The organism is Mycobacterium aquaticum, from assembly GCF_002086485.1.
GTDB classification, from domain to species: Bacteria; Actinomycetota; Actinomycetes; order Mycobacteriales; family Mycobacteriaceae; genus Mycobacterium; species Mycobacterium aquaticum.
Genome location: NZ_MVHF01000037.1, coordinates 52,264 through 70,298 on the forward strand (window position 1 = coordinate 52,264; position 18,035 = coordinate 70,298).

Annotated in this window: 16 protein-coding genes, 1 pseudogene and 1 riboswitch; of the genes and pseudogenes, 4 read left to right on the plus strand and 13 right to left on the minus strand. The window is 66.1% G+C overall.

All coding sequences use genetic code 11. The features are described 5' to 3' along the window. Position 1: 1 nt before the first annotated feature. The 8 genes from BST13_RS27830 to BST13_RS27865 all read right to left on the minus strand — a co-directional run bounded on the left by BST13_RS27830 (position 2) and on the right by BST13_RS27865 (position 8,894). Positions 2-1,318: a lipase family protein gene (locus tag BST13_RS27830; RefSeq protein WP_083167948.1), complete on the minus strand. Its 1,317-nt coding sequence runs from the start codon at positions 1,316-1,318 to the stop codon at positions 2-4. Positions 1,319-1,408: 90 nt separating this feature from the next. Continuing rightward, positions 1,409-2,854 carry a D-serine/D-alanine/glycine transporter gene (gene cycA, locus BST13_RS27835; RefSeq protein ID WP_083167950.1) on the minus strand — a complete coding sequence of 482 codons (1,446 nt, stop codon included), beginning with the start codon at positions 2,852-2,854 and terminating at the stop codon, positions 1,409-1,411. A 185-nt stretch (positions 2,855-3,039) separates the two neighbouring features. Next, positions 3,040-3,139, minus strand: a riboswitch (glycine riboswitch). Between the two features lie 189 nt (positions 3,140-3,328). Next, complete coding sequence (gene ahcY, locus BST13_RS27840) at positions 3,329-4,786, minus strand: adenosylhomocysteinase (protein ID WP_083167904.1); 1,458 nt, start codon at positions 4,784-4,786, stop codon at positions 3,329-3,331. 138 nt (positions 4,787-4,924) lie between these two features. Then, positions 4,925-5,467, minus strand: coding sequence for a TetR family transcriptional regulator (locus BST13_RS27845; RefSeq protein ID WP_245839834.1), 543 nt, complete (start codon positions 5,465-5,467; stop codon positions 4,925-4,927). 155 nt (positions 5,468-5,622) lie between these two features. Then, positions 5,623-5,808 (minus strand): rubredoxin, encoded by a 186-nt coding sequence (locus tag BST13_RS27850; protein ID WP_064949723.1) that lies wholly within the window; start codon positions 5,806-5,808, stop codon positions 5,623-5,625. Further along, entirely contained in the window at positions 5,805-6,008 is a 204-nt protein-coding gene (locus BST13_RS27855) for a rubredoxin (protein WP_083167909.1), read from the minus strand. Before BST13_RS27855 ends, BST13_RS27850 begins: the two co-directional genes overlap by 4 nt. After that, complete coding sequence (locus BST13_RS27860) at positions 6,005-7,159, minus strand: alkane 1-monooxygenase (protein ID WP_245839835.1); 1,155 nt, start codon at positions 7,157-7,159, stop codon at positions 6,005-6,007. Before BST13_RS27860 ends, BST13_RS27855 begins: the two co-directional genes overlap by 4 nt. A 262-nt stretch (positions 7,160-7,421) precedes the next feature. Then, positions 7,422-8,894, minus strand: a complete 1,473-nt coding sequence (locus BST13_RS27865) for an amino acid permease (protein ID WP_083167912.1) — start codon at positions 8,892-8,894, stop codon at positions 7,422-7,424. 62 nt (positions 8,895-8,956) lie between these two features. Here BST13_RS27865 and BST13_RS27870 point away from each other — a divergent pair, with 62 nt between their 5' ends. Beyond that, a complete protein-coding gene (locus tag BST13_RS27870) occupies positions 8,957-10,387 on the plus strand; it encodes an FAD-dependent oxidoreductase (protein WP_083167914.1) in 1,431 nt (476 codons plus the stop codon). A 15-nt stretch (positions 10,388-10,402) separates the two neighbouring features. Here BST13_RS27870 and manA read toward each other — a convergent pair whose 3' ends face one another. The 4 genes from manA to BST13_RS27890 all read right to left on the minus strand — a co-directional run bounded on the left by manA (position 10,403) and on the right by BST13_RS27890 (position 14,609). After that, entirely contained in the window at positions 10,403-11,629 is a 1,227-nt protein-coding gene (gene manA / locus BST13_RS27875; protein ID WP_083167917.1) for a mannose-6-phosphate isomerase, class I, read from the minus strand. A gap of 4 nt (positions 11,630-11,633) precedes the next feature. After that, positions 11,634-12,704, minus strand: coding sequence for a TobH protein (locus tag BST13_RS27880; RefSeq protein ID WP_083167919.1), 1,071 nt, complete (start codon positions 12,702-12,704; stop codon positions 11,634-11,636). Continuing rightward, a complete protein-coding gene (locus BST13_RS27885) occupies positions 12,701-14,089 on the minus strand; it encodes a phosphomannomutase/phosphoglucomutase (RefSeq protein ID WP_083167922.1) in 1,389 nt (462 codons plus the stop codon). The genes BST13_RS27880 and BST13_RS27885 overlap by 4 nt, the downstream gene beginning before the upstream one ends. 100 nt (positions 14,090-14,189) lie before the next feature. Beyond that, complete coding sequence (locus BST13_RS27890; protein ID WP_083167925.1) at positions 14,190-14,609, minus strand: DUF3499 domain-containing protein; 420 nt, start codon at positions 14,607-14,609, stop codon at positions 14,190-14,192. A gap of 89 nt (positions 14,610-14,698) precedes the next feature. Here BST13_RS27890 and BST13_RS27895 point away from each other — a divergent pair, with 89 nt between their 5' ends. Beyond that, positions 14,699-15,163 (plus strand): metallopeptidase family protein, encoded by a 465-nt coding sequence (locus tag BST13_RS27895; protein ID WP_083167927.1) that lies wholly within the window; start codon positions 14,699-14,701, stop codon positions 15,161-15,163. A 116-nt stretch (positions 15,164-15,279) separates the two neighbouring features. On the opposite strand, the gene BST13_RS27900 is transcribed toward BST13_RS27895, so the two are convergent. After that, entirely contained in the window at positions 15,280-15,669 is a 390-nt protein-coding gene (locus BST13_RS27900) for a WhiB family transcriptional regulator (protein WP_064949766.1), read from the minus strand. Positions 15,670-15,961: 292 nt separating this feature from the next. Here BST13_RS27900 and cofD point away from each other — a divergent pair, with 292 nt between their 5' ends. Both cofD and BST13_RS27910 read left to right on the plus strand, forming a co-directional pair. Then, a complete protein-coding gene (gene cofD / locus BST13_RS27905) occupies positions 15,962-16,969 on the plus strand; it encodes a 2-phospho-L-lactate transferase (protein ID WP_095533733.1) in 1,008 nt (335 codons plus the stop codon). Further along, positions 16,966-17,925, plus strand: a pseudogene (locus BST13_RS27910) (coenzyme F420-0:L-glutamate ligase); the annotation flags it as partial. The gene cofD and the pseudogene BST13_RS27910, both read left to right, overlap by 4 nt. Between the last annotated feature and the right edge of the window lie 110 nt (positions 17,926-18,035).

Genomic DNA, 18,035 nt, shown 5'->3' on the forward strand with positions numbered 1-18,035 from the left:
ATCAGAACTGCCCGCAGTTGGGCGTCGTCGGTATTCCGTTGAACCGGTCGGCGATCCACTGCATGGCCGCCTCGCCGTCGACCAGCATGGGCAGCGCGTGGTTGATCACCAGCTTGTTGAGAAACGGAGGTTCCTCGTTGGTGCGGAATTCCACGTCGGCGCCCTTGTCACACCAGTCGCGGCCCAGTTGGTTGGCCGCCGTCCACGGCACCAGCGGGTCGTAGCGGTTGCTGTTGATCAGCACCGGCGCGTCGGGCCGGTAGCGGCCGATCTTCTGCAGGTCGAACAGACCGCTGAACGGTTCCTCGTCGACCAGCTCGTGGATGTCTTCGGTGAAGTACGGCTGCAGATGCCGGAACATGAACTTGGTGATGGTCTCCGCGATGCATTGACCGGCCACCTTGTTGAGCAGGTCCTCCCCGCGCGGCGTGAGCTTGTCGTGAATCGCTTGCGCTGCTTCTGGATACGCTTGCAGCACCCCGTTTATGGCGTACCCGACCACGCCGACCAGGGCACTACCGTCGGCGTAGGGGAACAGTTCCTTGAGGTCTGCCGGTGGCGCGCCCGCGTAGGTGCCCACCACGTGCAGGTCCGGCGCGTACGAGGCGGCCAGCTCGGCAGCCGACGCGGCTGCGCCGCCGCCCTGGGAGTAGCCCCAAAATGCCACGGATCCATGGGGATCCAGCGATGTGCCGGGAAGCTTGAGAGCTGCACGCCCCGCGTCGAGCATGGCGTTGCCCTCCGCGACACGGTTGACGTAGGTGTGCAGGCCCGGCGTTCCCAGTCCCTGATAGTCCGTCATCACGATGGCGAAACCGCGGGCCACCATGGTCGCGACGAACAGCTCCTCGTAGTTGAACGCGATGTCCAGCCACGGCGACCAGTGGATGCCCTGATTGAACTGCCGCGACGGCGCACACTGGTCGCCCTGGCCCTGAGTGCCGGGGCCGTAGACGATCAGCGGCCGCGGACCCTTGCCGGGCCAGTCGTTCTCGGGCTCGAAGTAGGTGCCGGTCACCGCCATCGGATTACCCCGAGCATCGTTGCTGCGGTACATGATTCGCGTTCCCGTGGCCATGATGGCACCGAGCTGCCCGGACGGTTCAAGCACCAATCGGGACGGCTCGGTGCGAATCAGATCTCCGGGCGCACCGACGGGCAGCGGGTCCGGCGGCGTGTAGAACTCGGCGTATTGATCCTCATTGAAGATCGGGTCATGGTTGCACAGGGTGGGGTCGGGGTCGGCGTGCACCTGCGGCGTCGCACCCACACTTCCGAAAAGCAGCAGCACGCACAAAGCCCCCCACAGCCGACGCATGGTCGGCAAGGTTAACAGATTGGCGTGCAGATGTAACGAACGCGCGGGGCCGGCGGTACCCGCGTTCGGCACCGCCGGCCTGCGGCACCGTCAGTCGGCCGCGGTGTCGTTCAGTTCGGCGCGGAACTTGGCTTCGCGGGCGACGTGCGTGGGCCGACGCCGCAGCACCGACCAGGCGATGCCGAGCACGATGAACCACACCGGCGTGACCAGCAGCGCGTGCAGCGTGTCGGGCTTCTGGGTGAACGCCCAGACCAGGAACACGAAGAAGGCCAGCACCACGTAGCACATCGCGATGCCGCCGGGCATCTTGAACTTCGACGCCTCATGCAGGTGCGGCCGCCGCCGGCGGTACACCAGGTAGGAGGCCAGGATGATCGTCCAGACGAACATGAAGCACAGCGACGAGATGGTGGTGACGATGGTGAACGCCTCGATGATCGAGTCACCGACGGCCACCATCACCACGCCCGACAGCAGGAACACCCCGGACAGGAACAAGGCGTTGGCAGGCACCCGTCGCGAGGTGAGTTTGCCGAATCGGCTTGGCGCATCACCTTCCTGAGCCAGGCCGTAGACCATGCGTGAGGTGGAGTAGATGCCGGAGTTGGCCGAGGAGGTCGCCGAGGTGAGCACCACGAAGTTGATCACCGATGCGGCGATGCCGAGTCCGGCGAGGCTGAACATGGCGACGAAGGGACTGCGGTCGGCGCTGATTTCGCGCCACGGGGTGACCGAGATGATGACGGCCAGGGCGGCGACGTAGAACAGCATCACGCGCACCGGGATCGAGTTGATGGCCTTGGGGAGGTTTTTCTCGGGGTTCTTGGCCTCGGCCGCGGTGGTGCCGACCAGTTCGATGCCGACGAACGCGAACGTGGCGATCTGGAAGCCGGCCACGAATCCCATTGGGCCCGTGGGGAAGAAGCCGCCGTCGTTCCACAGGTTGGCGAAGCTCGCGTGCGCGCCACCGGGTGCCTGGAAGTGGTTGAGCACCATCACCAGACCCACGACGATCAACGCCCCGATCGCGACGATCTTGATCAGGGCGAACCAGAACTCGGTTTCCCCGAACGCCTTCACGGTCGGCAGGTTCAGCCCGATGAGCAGCACCACCGCGGCCAATGCCGGGATCCACAGCGGCAGGTCGCGCCACCAGTACTGCACGTAGCCGGAGATCGCCACGACGTCGGCGACGCCGGTGACGATCCAGCAGAACCAGTACGTCCAGCCGGTGAAGAAGCCGGCCCACGGGCCCAGCAGGTCTGCGGCGAAATCGGCGAACGACTTGTAATGCAGGTTGGAGAGCAACAATTCGCCCATCGCCCGCATGACGAAGAAGAGCATGAAGCCGATGATCATGTACACGAAGATCACCGACGGGCCCGCCAGGCTGATCGTCTTGCCCGAGCCCATGAACAGTCCGGTGCCGATCGCGCCACCGATGGCGATCAGCTGGATGTGCCGGTTGGAGAGCTGGCGCGAGAGCTGCGGCTCACCGGACGACGGAGTTGGTTGCGCTACTGGAACAGTCAGATCATTGGATTGGGTCACAACATCCTCAGGGATCAGGCGCGATGGAGAGCGCGGACTATGGCGCCTCCCCGACTCTGTCCATTGGACCTGAGAGTTTTCACGAACCGCCGACTGAATCGTGCAACGGTCCGCTTGCCCCTTCGGTGAGCCAAACCCCATAGGGGTTGGCTGCTTTCCAGAGGTGCCTAGTCGCGGCGGTATCGATTGCCTGAGAGATTCCCGGGGAGGATTTGCTCCTGCGGCGCCCACCCACTGGATGTGGTGGGACTCTCCCGCCGCGCCTCAACGGCGTCTTGAGTTGTGAGCCCACTTCAACCTCGAAGTGTGCCGCGCGTCACTCTATCCGCCGAACCGAGGTTGCGCAATCGGATGCGGCCCGACCCGCCGTCAGACCGCGCGCCAACACCGGAAACCACATACAAAACCGCCCAAACCCGCAGGGGTTTGGGCGATTTCGTATCGACTCCGGCTAGCTCAGTAGCGGTAGTGCTCCGGCTTGTACGGGCCTTCGACGTCGACGTTGATGTACTCGGCCTGCTCCTTGGTGAGCTTGGTCAGCGTGCCACCGAGAGCCTCGACGTGGATGCGGGCCACCTTTTCGTCGAGATGCTTGGCCAACCGGTACACGGCGTTGTCGTACTCGTCGTTCTTGGTCCACAGCTCGATCTGAGCGATCACCTGGTTGGAGAAGCTGTTGCTCATCACGAATGACGGGTGGCCGGTCGCGTTGCCCAGGTTCAGCAGACGACCCTCAGAAAGGATGATGATCGACTTGCCGTTGTCGAACGTCCACTGGTCGACCTGCGGTTTGATGTTGAGCCGCTTGGCATCCGAGCGTTCCAGGGCGGCCATGTCGATCTCGTTGTCGAAGTGGCCGATGTTGCCGAGGATGGCCTGGTCCTTCATCGCCTTCATGTGGTCGAGGGTGATGATGTCCTTGTTGCCGGTCGCGGTGACGACGATGTCGGCCTGGGAGATGCCCTGCTCGACCGTGACGACGTCGAAGCCGTCCATCAGCGCCTGCAGCGCGTTGATCGGGTCGATCTCGGTGACCGACACCCGCGCACCCTGGCCCGCAAGCGATTCCGCGCAACCCTTACCCACGTCGCCGTAGCCGCAGATCAACACCTTCTTGCCACCGATCAGCACGTCGGTGCCGCGGTTGATGCCGTCGATCAGCGAGTGCCGCGTGCCGTACTTGTTGTCGAACTTGCTCTTGGTGACCGAGTCGTTGACGTTGATCGCCGGGAACGGCAGCTCGCCGGCAGCCTCGAACTGGTACAGCCGCAGCACACCGGTGGTGGTCTCTTCGGTGACCCCCTTGACCGACTCGGCGATCTTGCTCCACTTGGTCTTGTCGGTCTCGAAGGTCTTGCGCAGCACGGAAAGGAAGACCTTCCACTCCGCGGGATCGTCGTCCTCGGCGGGGGGCACCACACCGGCCTTCTCGTACTGCGCGCCGCGCAGCACCATCATGGTGGCGTCACCGCCGTCGTCGAGAATCATGTTGGCGGGTTCGCCTTCCCAGGTGAGCATCTGCTCGGCGGCCCACCAGTACTCCTCGAGCGACTCGCCCTTCCACGCGAAGACGGGCACGCCCTTGGGCGCCTCTTCGGTGCCGTGCGGGCCGACCACGACGGCCGCGGCGGCGTGGTCCTGGGTGGAGAAGATGTTGCACGACGCCCACCGGACTTCGGCGCCGAGCGCGACGAGCGTCTCGATCAGCACCGCGGTCTGCACGGTCATGTGCAGCGAGCCCGAGATGCGTGCCCCCTTGAGCGGTGCCACGTCGGCGTACTCGCGGCGCAGCGCCATGAGGCCGGGCATCTCGTGCTCGGCCAGGCGAATCTCCTTGCGGCCGAAGTCAGCCAACGACAGGTCAGCGACCTTGAAATCGATCCCGTTGAGACTGTCCGCCTTCAACTCGGTCATGTAGAGCCCTCTTTCAGTCGTGATTGCTTGCCAGCACACGGGTGCGCGCACGGCGCGACGCCACATGCAGATACCTCTAGCCTGCGGGCTCGCGGGACAGGCGCTCATACGCTTTTTACTGCGGCGGCGCTCTGACAGCTAAGCGGTATCTATCACACCGTAGCGCTCGGCGAATGGCGTCATGAGTCGGGCCAGGTCACCGGCCACATCATGATCAGCCTCGGGCGGCATCGACACGTAACTCATCGCCAGTCGCACGATCGCGCGGGCCAGCACCCCGGCGTCCCGGTCGCTGGCCTTCATCCAGCTGTTCTGGAACGTCCCCGTCAGCCGGTCCGAGCAGCGGCTGATGATGGGGCCGCTGCCGGTGGTGATGATCTGCAGCAGGTCGGGTTTGGACGCCCCGGTGAGCAGCGAGATCACCAGCGGATCCGCGGCCGACTCGGCGAAGAACGCCCGGAAGCCCTCCAGGAACGCCGCGTGCACCTCGCCGACGTTGTGGTTGATGGCCTCGTCCACCGCATCCACCAACCTGTCGGCGAGCCGCATCGCGTACCCCTCGGCCAGTCCCTGCCGTGAGCCGAACTCGTTGTAGATGGTCTGACGGCTGATGCCGGCCGCGGTGGCCACGTGCGACAGAGTGATGGCCGACCAGTCCCGGGTCAGCAGCAGCTCGCGCATGCCGTCGAGGATCGAGTCGCGCAGCAGCACCCTGGACGCCTCGGCGTACGGGATGCGGTGCTTGTCACTCGGTCGACTCACACGCGCGACTCTAATCGCTCGCGGCGTCGCAATCGGGCTTCCCGCACTTCCCGTCGTGCTGATCCGCACCGCGGTCACGGTCGGGCGATCTCCATCATCTCGAAGTCGGACTTGGCGGCGCCACAGTCCGGGCAGCTCCAGTCATCCGGGATGTCGTCCCAGCGGGTCCCCGGGGCGATACCGTCCTCGGGCCAGCCCTTCTCCTCGTCGTACTCGAATCCACACTGCACGCAGACGAACAGCTTGTACGGCTCGCTCATTTCGAAACCTCTCTGCTATTTCCCGTCGCTTCGCTCGCGCCGGCTTCCTCGAAATCGACTTTCTCCCGCACGGCACAGTCCGGGCAGCACCAGTCGTCAGGTACCTGGTCCCACGGTGTGCCAGCCGGGAACCCTTCCCGCGGCGCGCCCTTGGCCTCGTCGTAGACGTAGCCGCATCCGGGGCATTCGTAGGCGGTCACTGTGCCGCCCCCACGCCGTAGCGGGCCATCACCTTGTCGCGCATCCGGGGATGCACGTTGACCTTGGTGATGTCGCCGTCGTAGTGCTCCAGCACGCGGTGATCCATCAACCTGCGCCACAGCGGCGGCAGATAGGTCAGCCCGATCAGGGTCGCGTAGCCACTGGGCAGGTTCGGCGCACCGTCGATGCTGCGCAGGGTCTGGTACCGCCGAGTCGGGTTGGCGTGGTGATCACTGTGCCGCTGCAGGTGATACAGGAACAGGTTGGTAACGATGTGGTCGGAGTTCCAGCTGTGCACCGGAGCGCAGCGCTCATAGCGACCGCTGGGCGTCTTCTGTCGCAGCAGACCGTAGTGCTCCAGATAGTTGACCGACTCCAGCAGGCTGAACCCGTAGATGGCCTGGATGACGACGAACGGGATGAGCGCCGGACCGAACACCGCGATCAGGATTCCGAAGAACACCACCGACATGGCCCACGCGTTGAGCACGTCGTTGGACCAGTGCCACGGCGACTTGTCGAGCCGGCGCAGCCGCTGGGCCTCCAGTTCCCACGACGACCGCAGGCTGCCGAACACGCTGCGCGGCAAGAACTCCCAGAACGTCTCGCCGAACCGGGCCGACGCCGGATCCTCCGGGGTGGCGACCCGCACATGATGACCACGGTTGTGCTCGATGTAAAAGTGGCCGTAGAAGGTCTGCGCCAGCGTGATCTTCGACAACCAGCGCTCGAGCGAGTCACGCTTGTGCCCCATCTCGTGTGCGGTGTTGATGCCCACCCCTCCGAGCACACCCACCGACAACGCCACGCCGATCTTGCCCAGCCAGCCGAGGCCACCTTCGAAACCGAGCCAGCTCAGGTCGGGTGCGGTGAACAGGTACGCGCCCAGGATCACGCTCGCGTACTGGAACGGGATGTAGACGTAGGTGCAGTACCGGTAGTACTTGTCGTTCTCCAGCCGCTCCATCACCTCGTCGGGCGGGTTCTGCCCGTCGGGGCCGAAGCGCAGGTCCAGCACCGGCAGCAGCACGTAGAGCAGGATCGGGCCGATCCACAACGGCACCTGTGCCGCCGTGTGCCAACCCGCCTGGTTGACCGCCCACACGATGGGCAGCATCACGAACAGTGCCGTCGGGGCGATCAGCCCCATCAGCCACAGGTACCGCTTCTTGTCTCGCCATTGCACCTCGGCGACGTCCGTGTCGTCGGAGAGGGCTGAGCTGTCTATCGCCACGTCATACCTCCTTGTGTGAGAGCGATCACCGCAATGACTTGACTATAGATGGCTATATGTCGTCTGTCTAGACATTGAGCATCTGTTTGTAAAGTGAACTGGCCGTCGCCGCGCAAACGAAAAGCGACACCGCAACGCGGTATCGCTTTTCGTCGACTGCCGGACACCCGGCGACGGACTAGCCCGCGGCGGCGGACTCCCGCTGCCCCAGCACCGAGTGCCTACGCCCGTACAGCGCGTACACCACGAGCCCGATGGCCATCCAGATCAGGAACCGGATCCAGGTCAGCCCGGTCAGGTTGAGCATCAGCCATCCGCACGCCGCGATCGCGGCGATGGGCAGCAGCGGCACCAACGGCGTCCGGAAACCTCGAGGCAGGTCCGGACGGGTCCGCCGCAGCACGATGACGCCGGCCGAGACCAGCACGAAGGCGAACAGCGTGCCGATGTTCACCATCTCCTCGAGCTTGCCCATCGGGAAGATCGTCGCGGCGATGGCGACCAGCACGCCGACGATCACCGTGATGCGCACGGGCGTGCCCTGCGGGCTGGTCCTCGCCAACCGGCGCGGCATGAGACCGTCGCGGGACATCGCGAACAGCACCCGGGTCTGCCCGAGCATCAGCACGATCACCACCGTGGTCAGGCCGGCAAGTGCACCGACCGAGATGACCTTGGCCGCCCAGTGCACGCCATTGGCCGCGAACGCCGTCGCGAGGTTCGCCGAATGGCCGTCGGAGCTGCGTAGCTCCCGGTAGGACACCATGCCCGAGAGCACGACGGCCACGGCGACATAGAGCACCGTCACGATGCCCAGCGAGCCGAGGATGCCCCGCGGCACGTCGCGCTGCGGGTTCTTGGTCTCCTCCGCCGTGGTCGCGACGATGTCGAAGCCGATGAAGGCGAAGAACACGATCGACGCTCCCGCCAGTACGCCGTACCAGCCGAAGTGGCTGCCGGTGGCACCGGTGATCAACGAGAACAACGACTGATCGGCGCCGCTGCCGCCCGTACCGGTTTCCGCCGGCGGGATGAACGGCGAATAATTCTGCGGCTTGATGTAGAACGCACCGACCACGACCACCAGCAAAACCACCGCCACCTTGATGACGGTGATCACCAGACTCACTTCCGCCGACAGTTTGGTGCCCCGCGCCAGCAGCAGCGTCACCACGGCGACGATCAGCAGCGCCCCCCAGTCCACCTCGAACCCGCCGATACTCAGCGTGCCGCCGCCGAAGCCGAACACCGTCCCGAGGTAACTGGACCAGCCTTTGGCTACCACCGCCGCGGCCACCGCGAATTCCAGGATGAGGTCCCAACCGATGATCCAGGCGATGAATTCACCAAAGGTGGCATAGGAAAACGTGTACGCGCTGCCTGCGACCGGAAGGGTCGATGCGAACTCGGCATAACACAATGCAGCCAATCCACATGCGATTGCGGCGATGACGAATGAAATCGAAATGGCCGGACCCGTCAGGCTGCCCGCCGTCGACGCCGTGATGGTGAAGATGCCCGCCCCGATCACCACCGACACGCCGAACACGGTCAGATCCCACCAGGTCAGGTCTTTGCGTAATCGCGTCGACGGCTCGTCGGTGTCAGCTATCGACTGTTCGACGGACTTGGTCCGCCACCGTGAGGCCATAATTGACGCCACCTCTCATCATTGACCCGATCTCGGGATTGAATCCATTACTGTCGACACCGATGCGTCGTAATCTTCAGTCCCGTTCCCGCCATGCTGTTGTCATCGGTGGCAGCATTGCAGGCCTGTGCGCTGCCCGGGTGCTATCCGATCACTTTGATCGCGTCACGATTTACGAACGTGACGAACTGCCGGACGAACCGGTCAACCGCAGCGCTATACCGCAGGGTCAGCACGTCCATCTTCTGATGGCCCGCGGGGCGCAGGAACTGGAATCGGTGTTTCCCGGGCTGCTCGCCGACATGGCCGCCGCGGGCGTTCCCGTGGTGCGCAACCAGCCCGAGTCGATCCATTTCTCTGCGGCAGGTTATGTGCTCGGCACCGGCAGGCAGGATCTGGAAGGCAAGTTCACCGCGTATCTGCCGAGCCGTGGCCACCTCGAGTGGCAGATCCGCACGCGCGTGCTGGCCATCCCGTCGGTCGATGTGCAACGACGAGTGGTCTCCAATCCGCAGTTCGACACCGCGGCTCGTGCCGTGACGGGCGTCGTGCTCGACGATGGCCAGACCGTGGCAGCCGACCTGGTGGTCGACGCCTCGGGCCGCGGGAGCCGCCTGCCGGTCTGGTTCGAACAGTGGGGTTACGGCAAGCCGAGGGAGGACGCCGTCCAGGTCGGGGTCACCTACGCATCGCAGCGCGTGCACATCCCCGAGGGCTTGATCACCGAGAAGATGGTGGTGGTCGGCGCCGCACTCGACCGGCCGCGGGGCATGGGCATGCTGTTCCACGAAGACGGCATCTGGATCGTGACGGCGTTCGGGGTCGGCAAGGCCGAGCCGCCGCGGGACTTCGCAGGTATCTGCAAGCTGGCCGACACCGTGCTGCCGTCGCACATCAGTGCCGCACTGCGCGAAGGCGAACCGGTGGGCGGGATGAACTTCCACCGCTACCCCACCGCCAAGTGGCGCCGCTACGACAAGATGCCCGAGTTGCCGGGCGGCATCATCCCCTTCGGCGACGCGGTCGCCAGCCTCAATCCGACATTCGGGCAGGGCGTGACGATGTCGGCACTGCAGGCGAGCAATCTGCGTTGCGTCCTCGACGACGGGACGCAGGATCTGGCCGGCCGGCTGGCCCGGGCAACCGCGAAAACCACCTTCCCGGTATGGCTCATGAACGCCGTCGCCGATCTCGAGGAGCACGGCGCGCAAGGTTCCCGGCTCTGGTGGTACGGACCGGTTTTCGGCTTGTTCAAACAGTTCGTCGGTGCCGCGGAGACCGATGCGGTCCTGGCCGAGTGGTTCTTGCGGCGCACCAGCCTGCTCGACAGCCTGTGGCTGCTGCCGACCCCGCGGCTCATCGGGCGTGCGATCCGCAACAACATGCGGCTGATGCGGGCGCAGCGGCGCCGGGTACGTACCGGTGACGCCCCCGCCGCCGCGAGCCCGAGTGTCGAACGGACCGAGCCCACGGTGAGCGCACCGGCCGAGTGACGGACCGGTCGGGCGCTACAGCCCGACCGTGACCCGGAACAGGTGCGTCGGCTGCTGGGCCGTCAACCGGATCGGCCCGTCGTCGGCAGGCACCCACGCCGCCGACCCACGTTCCAGCGTCAGCGTGCCGCTCTTGGCATGCACCACCGCGGCTCCCTCCGTGCACAGCAGCACCTGCGGACCGTCGTGACGGCACGGCGCGTCGATCTCGTGACCGAGCTGATCTCCGTCGACCTCAAGCACCGAGACGGCGAATTCCGATGCCGGTGTCTTGTAGATCCGTTCGCGTCCGTCCCTGATTATCTTGGGACGCAACTGGTCCTGCGGCGTCGGCGTGAAATTCAACACCCGCAGCAGTTCGGGAACGTCGACGTGTTTGGGTGTCAGGCCGCCGCGCAATACGTTGTCGGAGTTGGCCATCACCTCGACACCGATGCCGTGCAGATAGGCGTGCAGACTGCCTGCGGCGATGTACATGCCGTCGCCCGGTTGCAAACTGATGCGGTTGAGCAGCAACGCCGCCAACACGCCCGCATCGCCCGGATAGCGCTCACCGAGTTCCAGCACCGTCTTGGCCTCGGCAGCGAAAGTCTTTTGCCCCGAACGGATGTAGTTGATCGCGCCGTCCAACACTGCGGGCACCAGGACGTCGAGGTCGGGCTGCGGGGCGGTGATCCAGGTGGTGAACAAGGCCCGCAGTCCGTCCGCATCGGACTGGTCGGACAGCAGGTTGATGTACGGGTCGAGGTCGGAGACCGCCAGCGCGCGCATCAGTTCGACCGTCTGCGCCACCGGACGGAAGCCTGCCAGCGCGTCGAACGGTTCGAGCGCGACGAGCAGTTCGGGCTTGTGGCTGCGGTCGCGGTAATTGCGGGTCGGCGCCGAGATGGGAATCCCGAGGCGGTCCTCGCGGTCGTAGCCCTCGCGGGCCTGCTGTGCGCTCGGATGTGCTTGCAGGGACAGCGGTTCCCCGGCGGCCAGCACCTTGACGAGGAACGGCAGGGTGTCGCCGAAGCGTCCGATGGTCGCGGCGCCGAGTTGTCCCTCGGGATCGGCGGCGACGGCTTGCAGCAACGACTCCTCACCATCGTCGGTCTGCAGCCACGCAGGGTCACCGGGATGCGCACCGAACCACAGTTCGGCTTCCGGATGAGTTGTGGGGCTGGGCCTTCCGGTGAAATCGGCAATGGCGGTCCGCGAACCCCAGGCATAGGTCCGCACCGCTCCCCGTAGCAGATGCACTCGCTTAACCTCGAACCAGTTTCAGGTAGACGGCCGTCATCTCCAACCGCACGGCGAGGATCGCCAATTGTTGTTCCGCCCGCCCGACCGGGATGGCCGGGCCCGCGTCGGGCACGTCTTCGGCACCGATCGCCGTGATGTCGTCGAACCCGGCGATGCGCGCGGACACCGCGGGTCGTTCGGTGTCCGTGGTGAGAACAAATGTGCGCAGCCGGCTGGGCAACGGCCCGTCGATCTGTTCGTCGTGGAACAGCGACCGCTCGGCACCGCTGCGGTCGGCCGCCCGGTTGGCGACGGCGGCCAGCACATCACCGAGACCCGCCGCGGCCATCACCTCCCCGGCCAGTCGCAAGATGACATCGGCACCGTGCCGGGCCAGCGCCAGCGTCGCCGCAGTGTCCCCTGCCAGCACCACGTCGGCACCCGACATCCGCTCGGCCAGTGTCTTGGCGGGGTTGGTGAACAGCTCGCGCGCCGTGCTGTTGCGCAACGCCTCGGCGTCCAGCTCGTCGGCCAACGCCGAGAGATCCACGCGCGTACCGGGATCCACCACATGCAGCGCCGCGAGCCCGGCGGCCAGATAGCGGGTGAGCCCGAAGTCGTCGGGCACCCACAGGCGCGGCGGCAGCGCCACGGCGCGGCCCGCCGTCACATCGCGCAGCGGCCCCTCCTGGGGTGCCACCACCAAGACCCTCGCACCGCGGTGCACCGCGGTGGCCGCGGCATTCACCAGCGCCGGGTCCCCCGGATCGTCGCCTGCGACGATCACCACGTCCAGCGCGCCTATCCACGGCGGTGCCTCGGACGCGATCACGATCGGGGCGGCCACGGTTCCGCCGAGCGCGGCGGCCAGCATCGTGCCGGCGCTGTGCGCCACCCCGCGACCGGCCACCCAGACCACCGTGCGCGGTGGCAGGTCGGACCTCAGCGGTTCCAGCACCCCTTCGGCCAGCGCCGCGGCCGTGGCACGCACCTGGGCACCGGCCATCGCCGCCGCCCGCAGCAGACCGTTGCGGTCAGCGGCGAGCAGACCGTCGCCGTCGTCGAGGTCCACCGTCGAGTCGACGGCGTTCACCTCGCCGCCTCACTCACAGTGCTGATCCGGTCGGCCACGGTCTTCACGATCGCGTCGACGTCCTCGGTGGTGCGGGCCTCCACGTTGAGCCGCAGCAGCGGCTCGGTGTTGGACGTACGCAGGTTGAACCAGCTGCCCTCGCCGAGGTCCACGGTGACGCCGTCGAGGTGATCGATGCTCTGGATGCCTGCACCGTAGGACTCAAGCACCGCGTCGACGCATTTGGCGGCATCGGTGACAGTGAAGTTGATCTCACCGGAGGACTCGTAGCGCTGGTAGTCGGCCATCAGCTCCGAAAGCGGGCGGTCCTGCTCACCGAGCGCGGCCAGCACATGCATCGCGGCGAGCATGCCGGAGTCGGCACCCCAGAAATCGCGGAAGTAGTAGTGCGCCGAATGCTCGCCGCCGAAGATCGCGCCGGTGTCGGCCATGAGGGCCTTGATGTAGGAATGCCCGACCCGCGAGCGCACCGGTGTGCCGCCGCGTTCGACGACCAGTTCCGGAACCGCCCGCGAGGTGATCAGGTTGTGGATGATGGTCGCGCCGATCTCGCGGCCGAGCTCGCGTCCCGCCACCAGTGCGGTCACCGCAGACGGCGAGACCGGACGGCCGAGCTCGTCGACGACGAAACACCGGTCGGCGTCGCCGTCGAAGGCCAGGCCGATATCGGCCCCCGTGGCCAGGACGTGGGCCTGCAGGTCGACCAGGTTCGCCGGGTCCAGCGGGTTGGCCTCATGGTTCGGGAACGAGCCGTCCAGCTCGAAGTACAGCGGCAGCACCGTGGCTCCGGCGATCGGCCCGAGTACCGCAGGGGTGGTATGCCCGGCCATGCCGTTGCCCGCGTCGACCGCGATGCGCAGCGGCCGCAGTCCACTCAGGTCCACCAGCGAGCGCAGGAACTCGCCGTACTCGGCCAGCACGTCACGATCGGCGATGGTGCCAGCCGTGCCGTCGAACGCGGGCACCCCGGCGATCACCTCGTCGGAGATGGTTCCGAGCCCGGTGTCCTTGCCGACGGGCTTGGCCCCTGCCCGGCACAGCTTGATGCCGTTGTATGCGGCCGGATTGTGGCTGGCGGTGAACATCGCTCCCGGACAGTCCAGCAGCCCGGACGCGAAGTACAGCTGATCGGTGGAGGCCAGTCCGATCCGGACGACGTCGAGCCCCTGCCCACGCACACCTTCGGCAAACGCCGCGACCAGCTCAGGTGAGCTCTCACGCATGTCGTGTCCGATGACGACCTGGGACGCCCCCTCACCGCGAACCAGCCGGGCGAACGCCCCGCCCACCTCGGCTACGAGCTGCTCGTCGAGCTCCGAGCCGACCAAACCACGTACGTCATACGCCTTGATGACACGCTGAACAGCAGCAGCCGGCCGAGACATTAGGAACTCCTTGCAAACGGGATCGTTGGCGCCAGCCTAACCGCCGTAAGACGACCACACGGGCACTAGCTTGAGCCCACCACGCTGCCTTAACAGTTGTCTAATCGTCGAGGTCAGGCAACACCCGTAGATGACCCCGGCGTCTGCCGTTCTGTTCGGGCCGTCGCACCGCCGGTGCCATCACGGCTCCACCGGTGATCCCGGGGGCAGGATCGGAGAAACCTGCCGTCACTGAACCGCGTACCGCGGCACCGTCGTGGCCCTCGCGTACGGCGTCTGCGAGCGCCACCAAGTCGTCTTCATCGGGATGCGTCGGCAACGGCCCGGCATGGCGTACCAACTCCCAGCCGCGCGGTGCGGTGATGCGGCTGGCATGCCCCACGCACAGGTCCCAGGAATGCGGTTCGGAAACGGTGGCGAGCGGTCCGACGACAGCCGTCGAGTCGGAGTAGACGAAGGTCAGCGTCGCCACGGCATAATGCGGGCACCCGGGCCGGCAGCAGCGACGGGGAACATTCACGCACCAGAGATTATCTTGGACGGTCGCTGGACGCGTTCGGACACGCGCAGCCGCCGAGGGGCCGATCTCGAACCGTTACGATCTCCTGCGTGGCTCAGCGGAACCTTTGGCGATCGCGTCGCGGTCGCGATGTCCGCGGGCCGCTGCTTCCCCGATCCGTGCCCGGCTGGCGCAGCCGCGCCGAGCGGTTCGACATGGCAGTGCTGGAGGCCTACGAGCCGATCGAGCGGCGGTGGGCTTCTCGGGTCAGTGTGCTCGACGTCGCTGTCGACGAGATTCCCCGGATGTCGCCGAGGGATCCCGAGACGGTGCAGTGGCCGCCGGAGGTCATCGCGGACGGTCCGATCGCGTTGGCCCGGTTGATACCGGCGGGGGTAGATGTCCGGGGAAATACCACCCGGGCCCGAATTGTGTTGTTTCGCAAGCCGATCGAGCGTCGGGCCAAGAGTGCCGACGACCTCGCGGAGCTGTTGCATGAAATCCTGGTGGCTCAGGTGGCCACCTATCTGGGGGTAGAACCGTCGGTCATCGATCCGACGATCGACGACGACTGAGTGTCGCTCGCAGCGGGCGACAACCCGCATCGGACACTCACGCGAAGCGCCTCAGAACGCCATGAGCGCTTCGCAAAGCGGCTCAGAGTGCATTCTGAAGCGCTTCGCGCAGAGCTTCAGATAATGCCGCGCTTGAGCCGACGACGCTCACGCTCCGACAGCCCGCCCCAGATCCCGAAGCGTTCGTCATGCGCCAGCGCATAATCGAGGCACGCATCCTTGACTTCGCAGCCCTGGCAGATGCGTTTGGCCTCACGGGTAGACCCGCCCTTTTCCGGGAAGAATGCCTCAGGATCAGTCTGCGCGCACAATGCACGTTCCTGCCATTGGTCATCTTCAGTTGCCGGATCAACATCAATTTGATCGGGAACCAAACTCAGTTGAGGACGTCCGGTTGCCCCCATCGGTGTCGGCCCGGTGTTGATGTGCGGTGCGTTGTCTACCGAGCCGAGCAGCCGGTTGTCAAACCGGACAACACGATCGAAATCGCCGCTCTCATAAGACATCTCCCCCGCCTCCTCACTCGGTCTCGTAGATCCACAGTGGAGCCCCACTATTGTGATATAGGCCATTTCATTCGAACATTTGATCGAATCTCGGTTTGCAACACCGGAATCAGTCGCTAACCGGGAAATGACACTGCTGTGATTACACACGTGTTAGCTGCCGGGGTCAAGCGGATCGGCGGGAATTCATACCATCTCGTGATATCAATTCGGCGCGTCGCAACATCGGCGTGTCCTGGTCGTGACGACGTCGTTTCCATGCGAGACCCCTCTGCGCCTAATGTCGAGCGTTGTGAAGATCACCGTTTTGGTCGGCGGCGTCGGCGGCGCCCGGTTTTTGCTGGGGGTCCAGAATCTGTTGCGACTCGGCGCCTTTGCCGACGGCTCTGGCAACGAGACACAGGAGCACGAACTCACCGCGATCGTCAATGTGGGCGACGACGCGTGGATGTACGGCGTGCGGATCTGCCCCGACCTCGACACGTGCATGTACACGCTCGGAGGCGGCATCGACCCCGAACGGGGTTGGGGGCATCGTAACGAAACCTGGCACGCCAAGGAGGAACTCGCCGCATATGGCGTGCAGCCCGACTGGTTCGGTCTGGGCGACCGCGACCTTGCCACCCACTTGGTCCGCAGCCAGATGCTGCGGGCCGGCTACCCGTTGTCGCAGGTCACCGAGGCGCTGTGCAAGCGCTGGGCACCGGGTGCGCGACTGCTTCCCGCCAGCGACGACCGCTGCGAGACGCACGTGGTGATCACCGACCCCGGCCCCGGCGAGCACGAGGGCGAGCGGCGCGCGATCCACTTCCAGGAATGGTGGGTGCGCTACCGCGCTCAGGTGCCCTCGCACAGCTTCGCGTACGTCGGCGCCGAACAAGCTACCGCCGCACCGGGTGTCGCCGAGGCCATCGCCGAGGCCGATGCGGTGTTGCTGGCACCGTCGAACCCCGTCGTGAGCATCGGATCGATCCTGCAGATCGGCGGCATCCGCGGCGCACTTCGCTCCACCGCCGCGCCGGTCATCGGCTACTCTCCGATCGTGGCGGGAAAACCGTTGCGTGGCATGGCAGATGAGTGCCTGTCGATCATCGGCGTGGAGTCCACTTCCGAAGCTGTCGGTCGGCATTTCGGGGCGCGGTCGGCCACCGGCCTGTTGGACGGCTGGTTGGTGGACACCGGCGATCACGCCGACATCGAGGGCGTGGCCGTGCGCGCCGTGCCGCTGCTGATGACCGATCCTGCGACCACCGCCGAAATGGTGCGTGCCGGCCTCGATCTCGCGGGGGTCCGGCTGTGAGCGAGCACGGCTCGGCCGACCGGGTGGAGATCCTGCCGGTACCGGGCCTGCCCGAGTTCCGGCCCGGCGACGATCTTGCGGGTGCGCTCGCCACCGCGGCGCCCTGGCTGCGGGACGGCGACGTGCTGGTGGTCACCAGCAAGGTGGTGTCCAAGTGTGAGGGCCGCATCGTCGACGCCCCTGCCGATCCCGATGAGCGGGATACCCTGCGGCGCAAGTTGATCGACAGCGAGGCGGTTCGCGTACTGGCCCGCAAGGGACGGACGCTGATCACCGAGAACGCTATCGGGCTGGTCCAGGCCGCTGCCGGGGTCGACGGTTCCAATGTCGGATCCACCGAGCTGGCCCTGCTGCCCGTCGATCCGGACGGTAGCGCCGCATCACTGCGCGACGGGCTGCGTGAGCGACTCGGCGTCACCGTGGCAGTGGTGATCACCGACACCATGGGCCGCGCCTGGCGCAACGGCCAGACAGATTTCGCCATCGGCGCATCGGGATTGACCGTGCTGCACGGCTATGCCGGGGCGATGGACCGGCACGGCAACGAACTCGTCGTCACCGAGGTCGCGGTGGCCGACGAAATCGCGGCCGCCGCCGATCTGGTGAAGGGCAAGCTGACCGCGATCCCGGTGGCGGTGGTTCGCGGACTGAGCCTGCCCGATGACGGATCCACCGCGCGCACCCTGCTGCGCTCCGGTGAGGACGATCTCTTCTGGCTCGGGACCGCCGAGTCAATTGACTTGGGACGCAAGCAAGCTCAACTGCTGCGCCGATCGGTGCGCCGGTTCTCGACCGAACCCGTGCCCGCCGATCTCATCGAAGCCGCCGTCGGCGAGGCACTGACCGCGCCGGCACCACACCACACGCGCCCGGTCCGGTTCGTCTGGGTCCGCAACCAGGACACGCGGCTGCGTCTGCTCGACCGCATGAAAGACCGGTGGCGTGCCCCCCCGACCCGCGCCCCCCCCGCGGGCCCCCACCCGGCAACCGCGGGGGGCCCCGGCGCCAACCCAATACCCCCCCCCCCCCAAGGTGCAGACCTAAATCGTTGACCACGCCCGCCCAC

Coding starts and splice junctions, on each gene's coding strand:
- BST13_RS27900 (WP_064949766.1), bottom strand. CDS start 15,669: ATGTCTTATGAGAGCGGCGATTTCGATCGTGTTGTCCGGTTTGACAAC.
- BST13_RS27860 (WP_245839835.1), bottom strand. CDS start 7,159: ATGGGGCTGATCGCCCCGACGGCACTGTTCGTGATGCTGCCCATCGTG.
- BST13_RS27850 (WP_064949723.1), bottom strand. CDS start 5,808: ATGAGCGAGCCGTACAAGCTGTTCGTCTGCGTGCAGTGTGGATTCGAG.
- BST13_RS27870 (WP_083167914.1), top strand. CDS start 8,957: ATGCGTCGTAATCTTCAGTCCCGTTCCCGCCATGCTGTTGTCATCGGT.
- BST13_RS27830 (WP_083167948.1), bottom strand. CDS start 1,318: ATGCGTCGGCTGTGGGGGGCTTTGTGCGTGCTGCTGCTTTTCGGAAGT.
- BST13_RS27845 (WP_245839834.1), bottom strand. CDS start 5,467: ATGCGCGAGCTGCTGCTGACCCGGGACTGGTCGGCCATCACTCTGTCG.
- ahcY (WP_083167904.1), bottom strand. CDS start 4,786: ATGACCGAGTTGAAGGCGGACAGTCTCAACGGGATCGATTTCAAGGTC.
- BST13_RS27865 (WP_083167912.1), bottom strand. CDS start 8,894: ATGGCCTCACGGTGGCGGACCAAGTCCGTCGAACAGTCGATAGCTGAC.
- BST13_RS27885 (WP_083167922.1), bottom strand. CDS start 14,089: ATGTCTCGGCCGGCTGCTGCTGTTCAGCGTGTCATCAAGGCGTATGAC.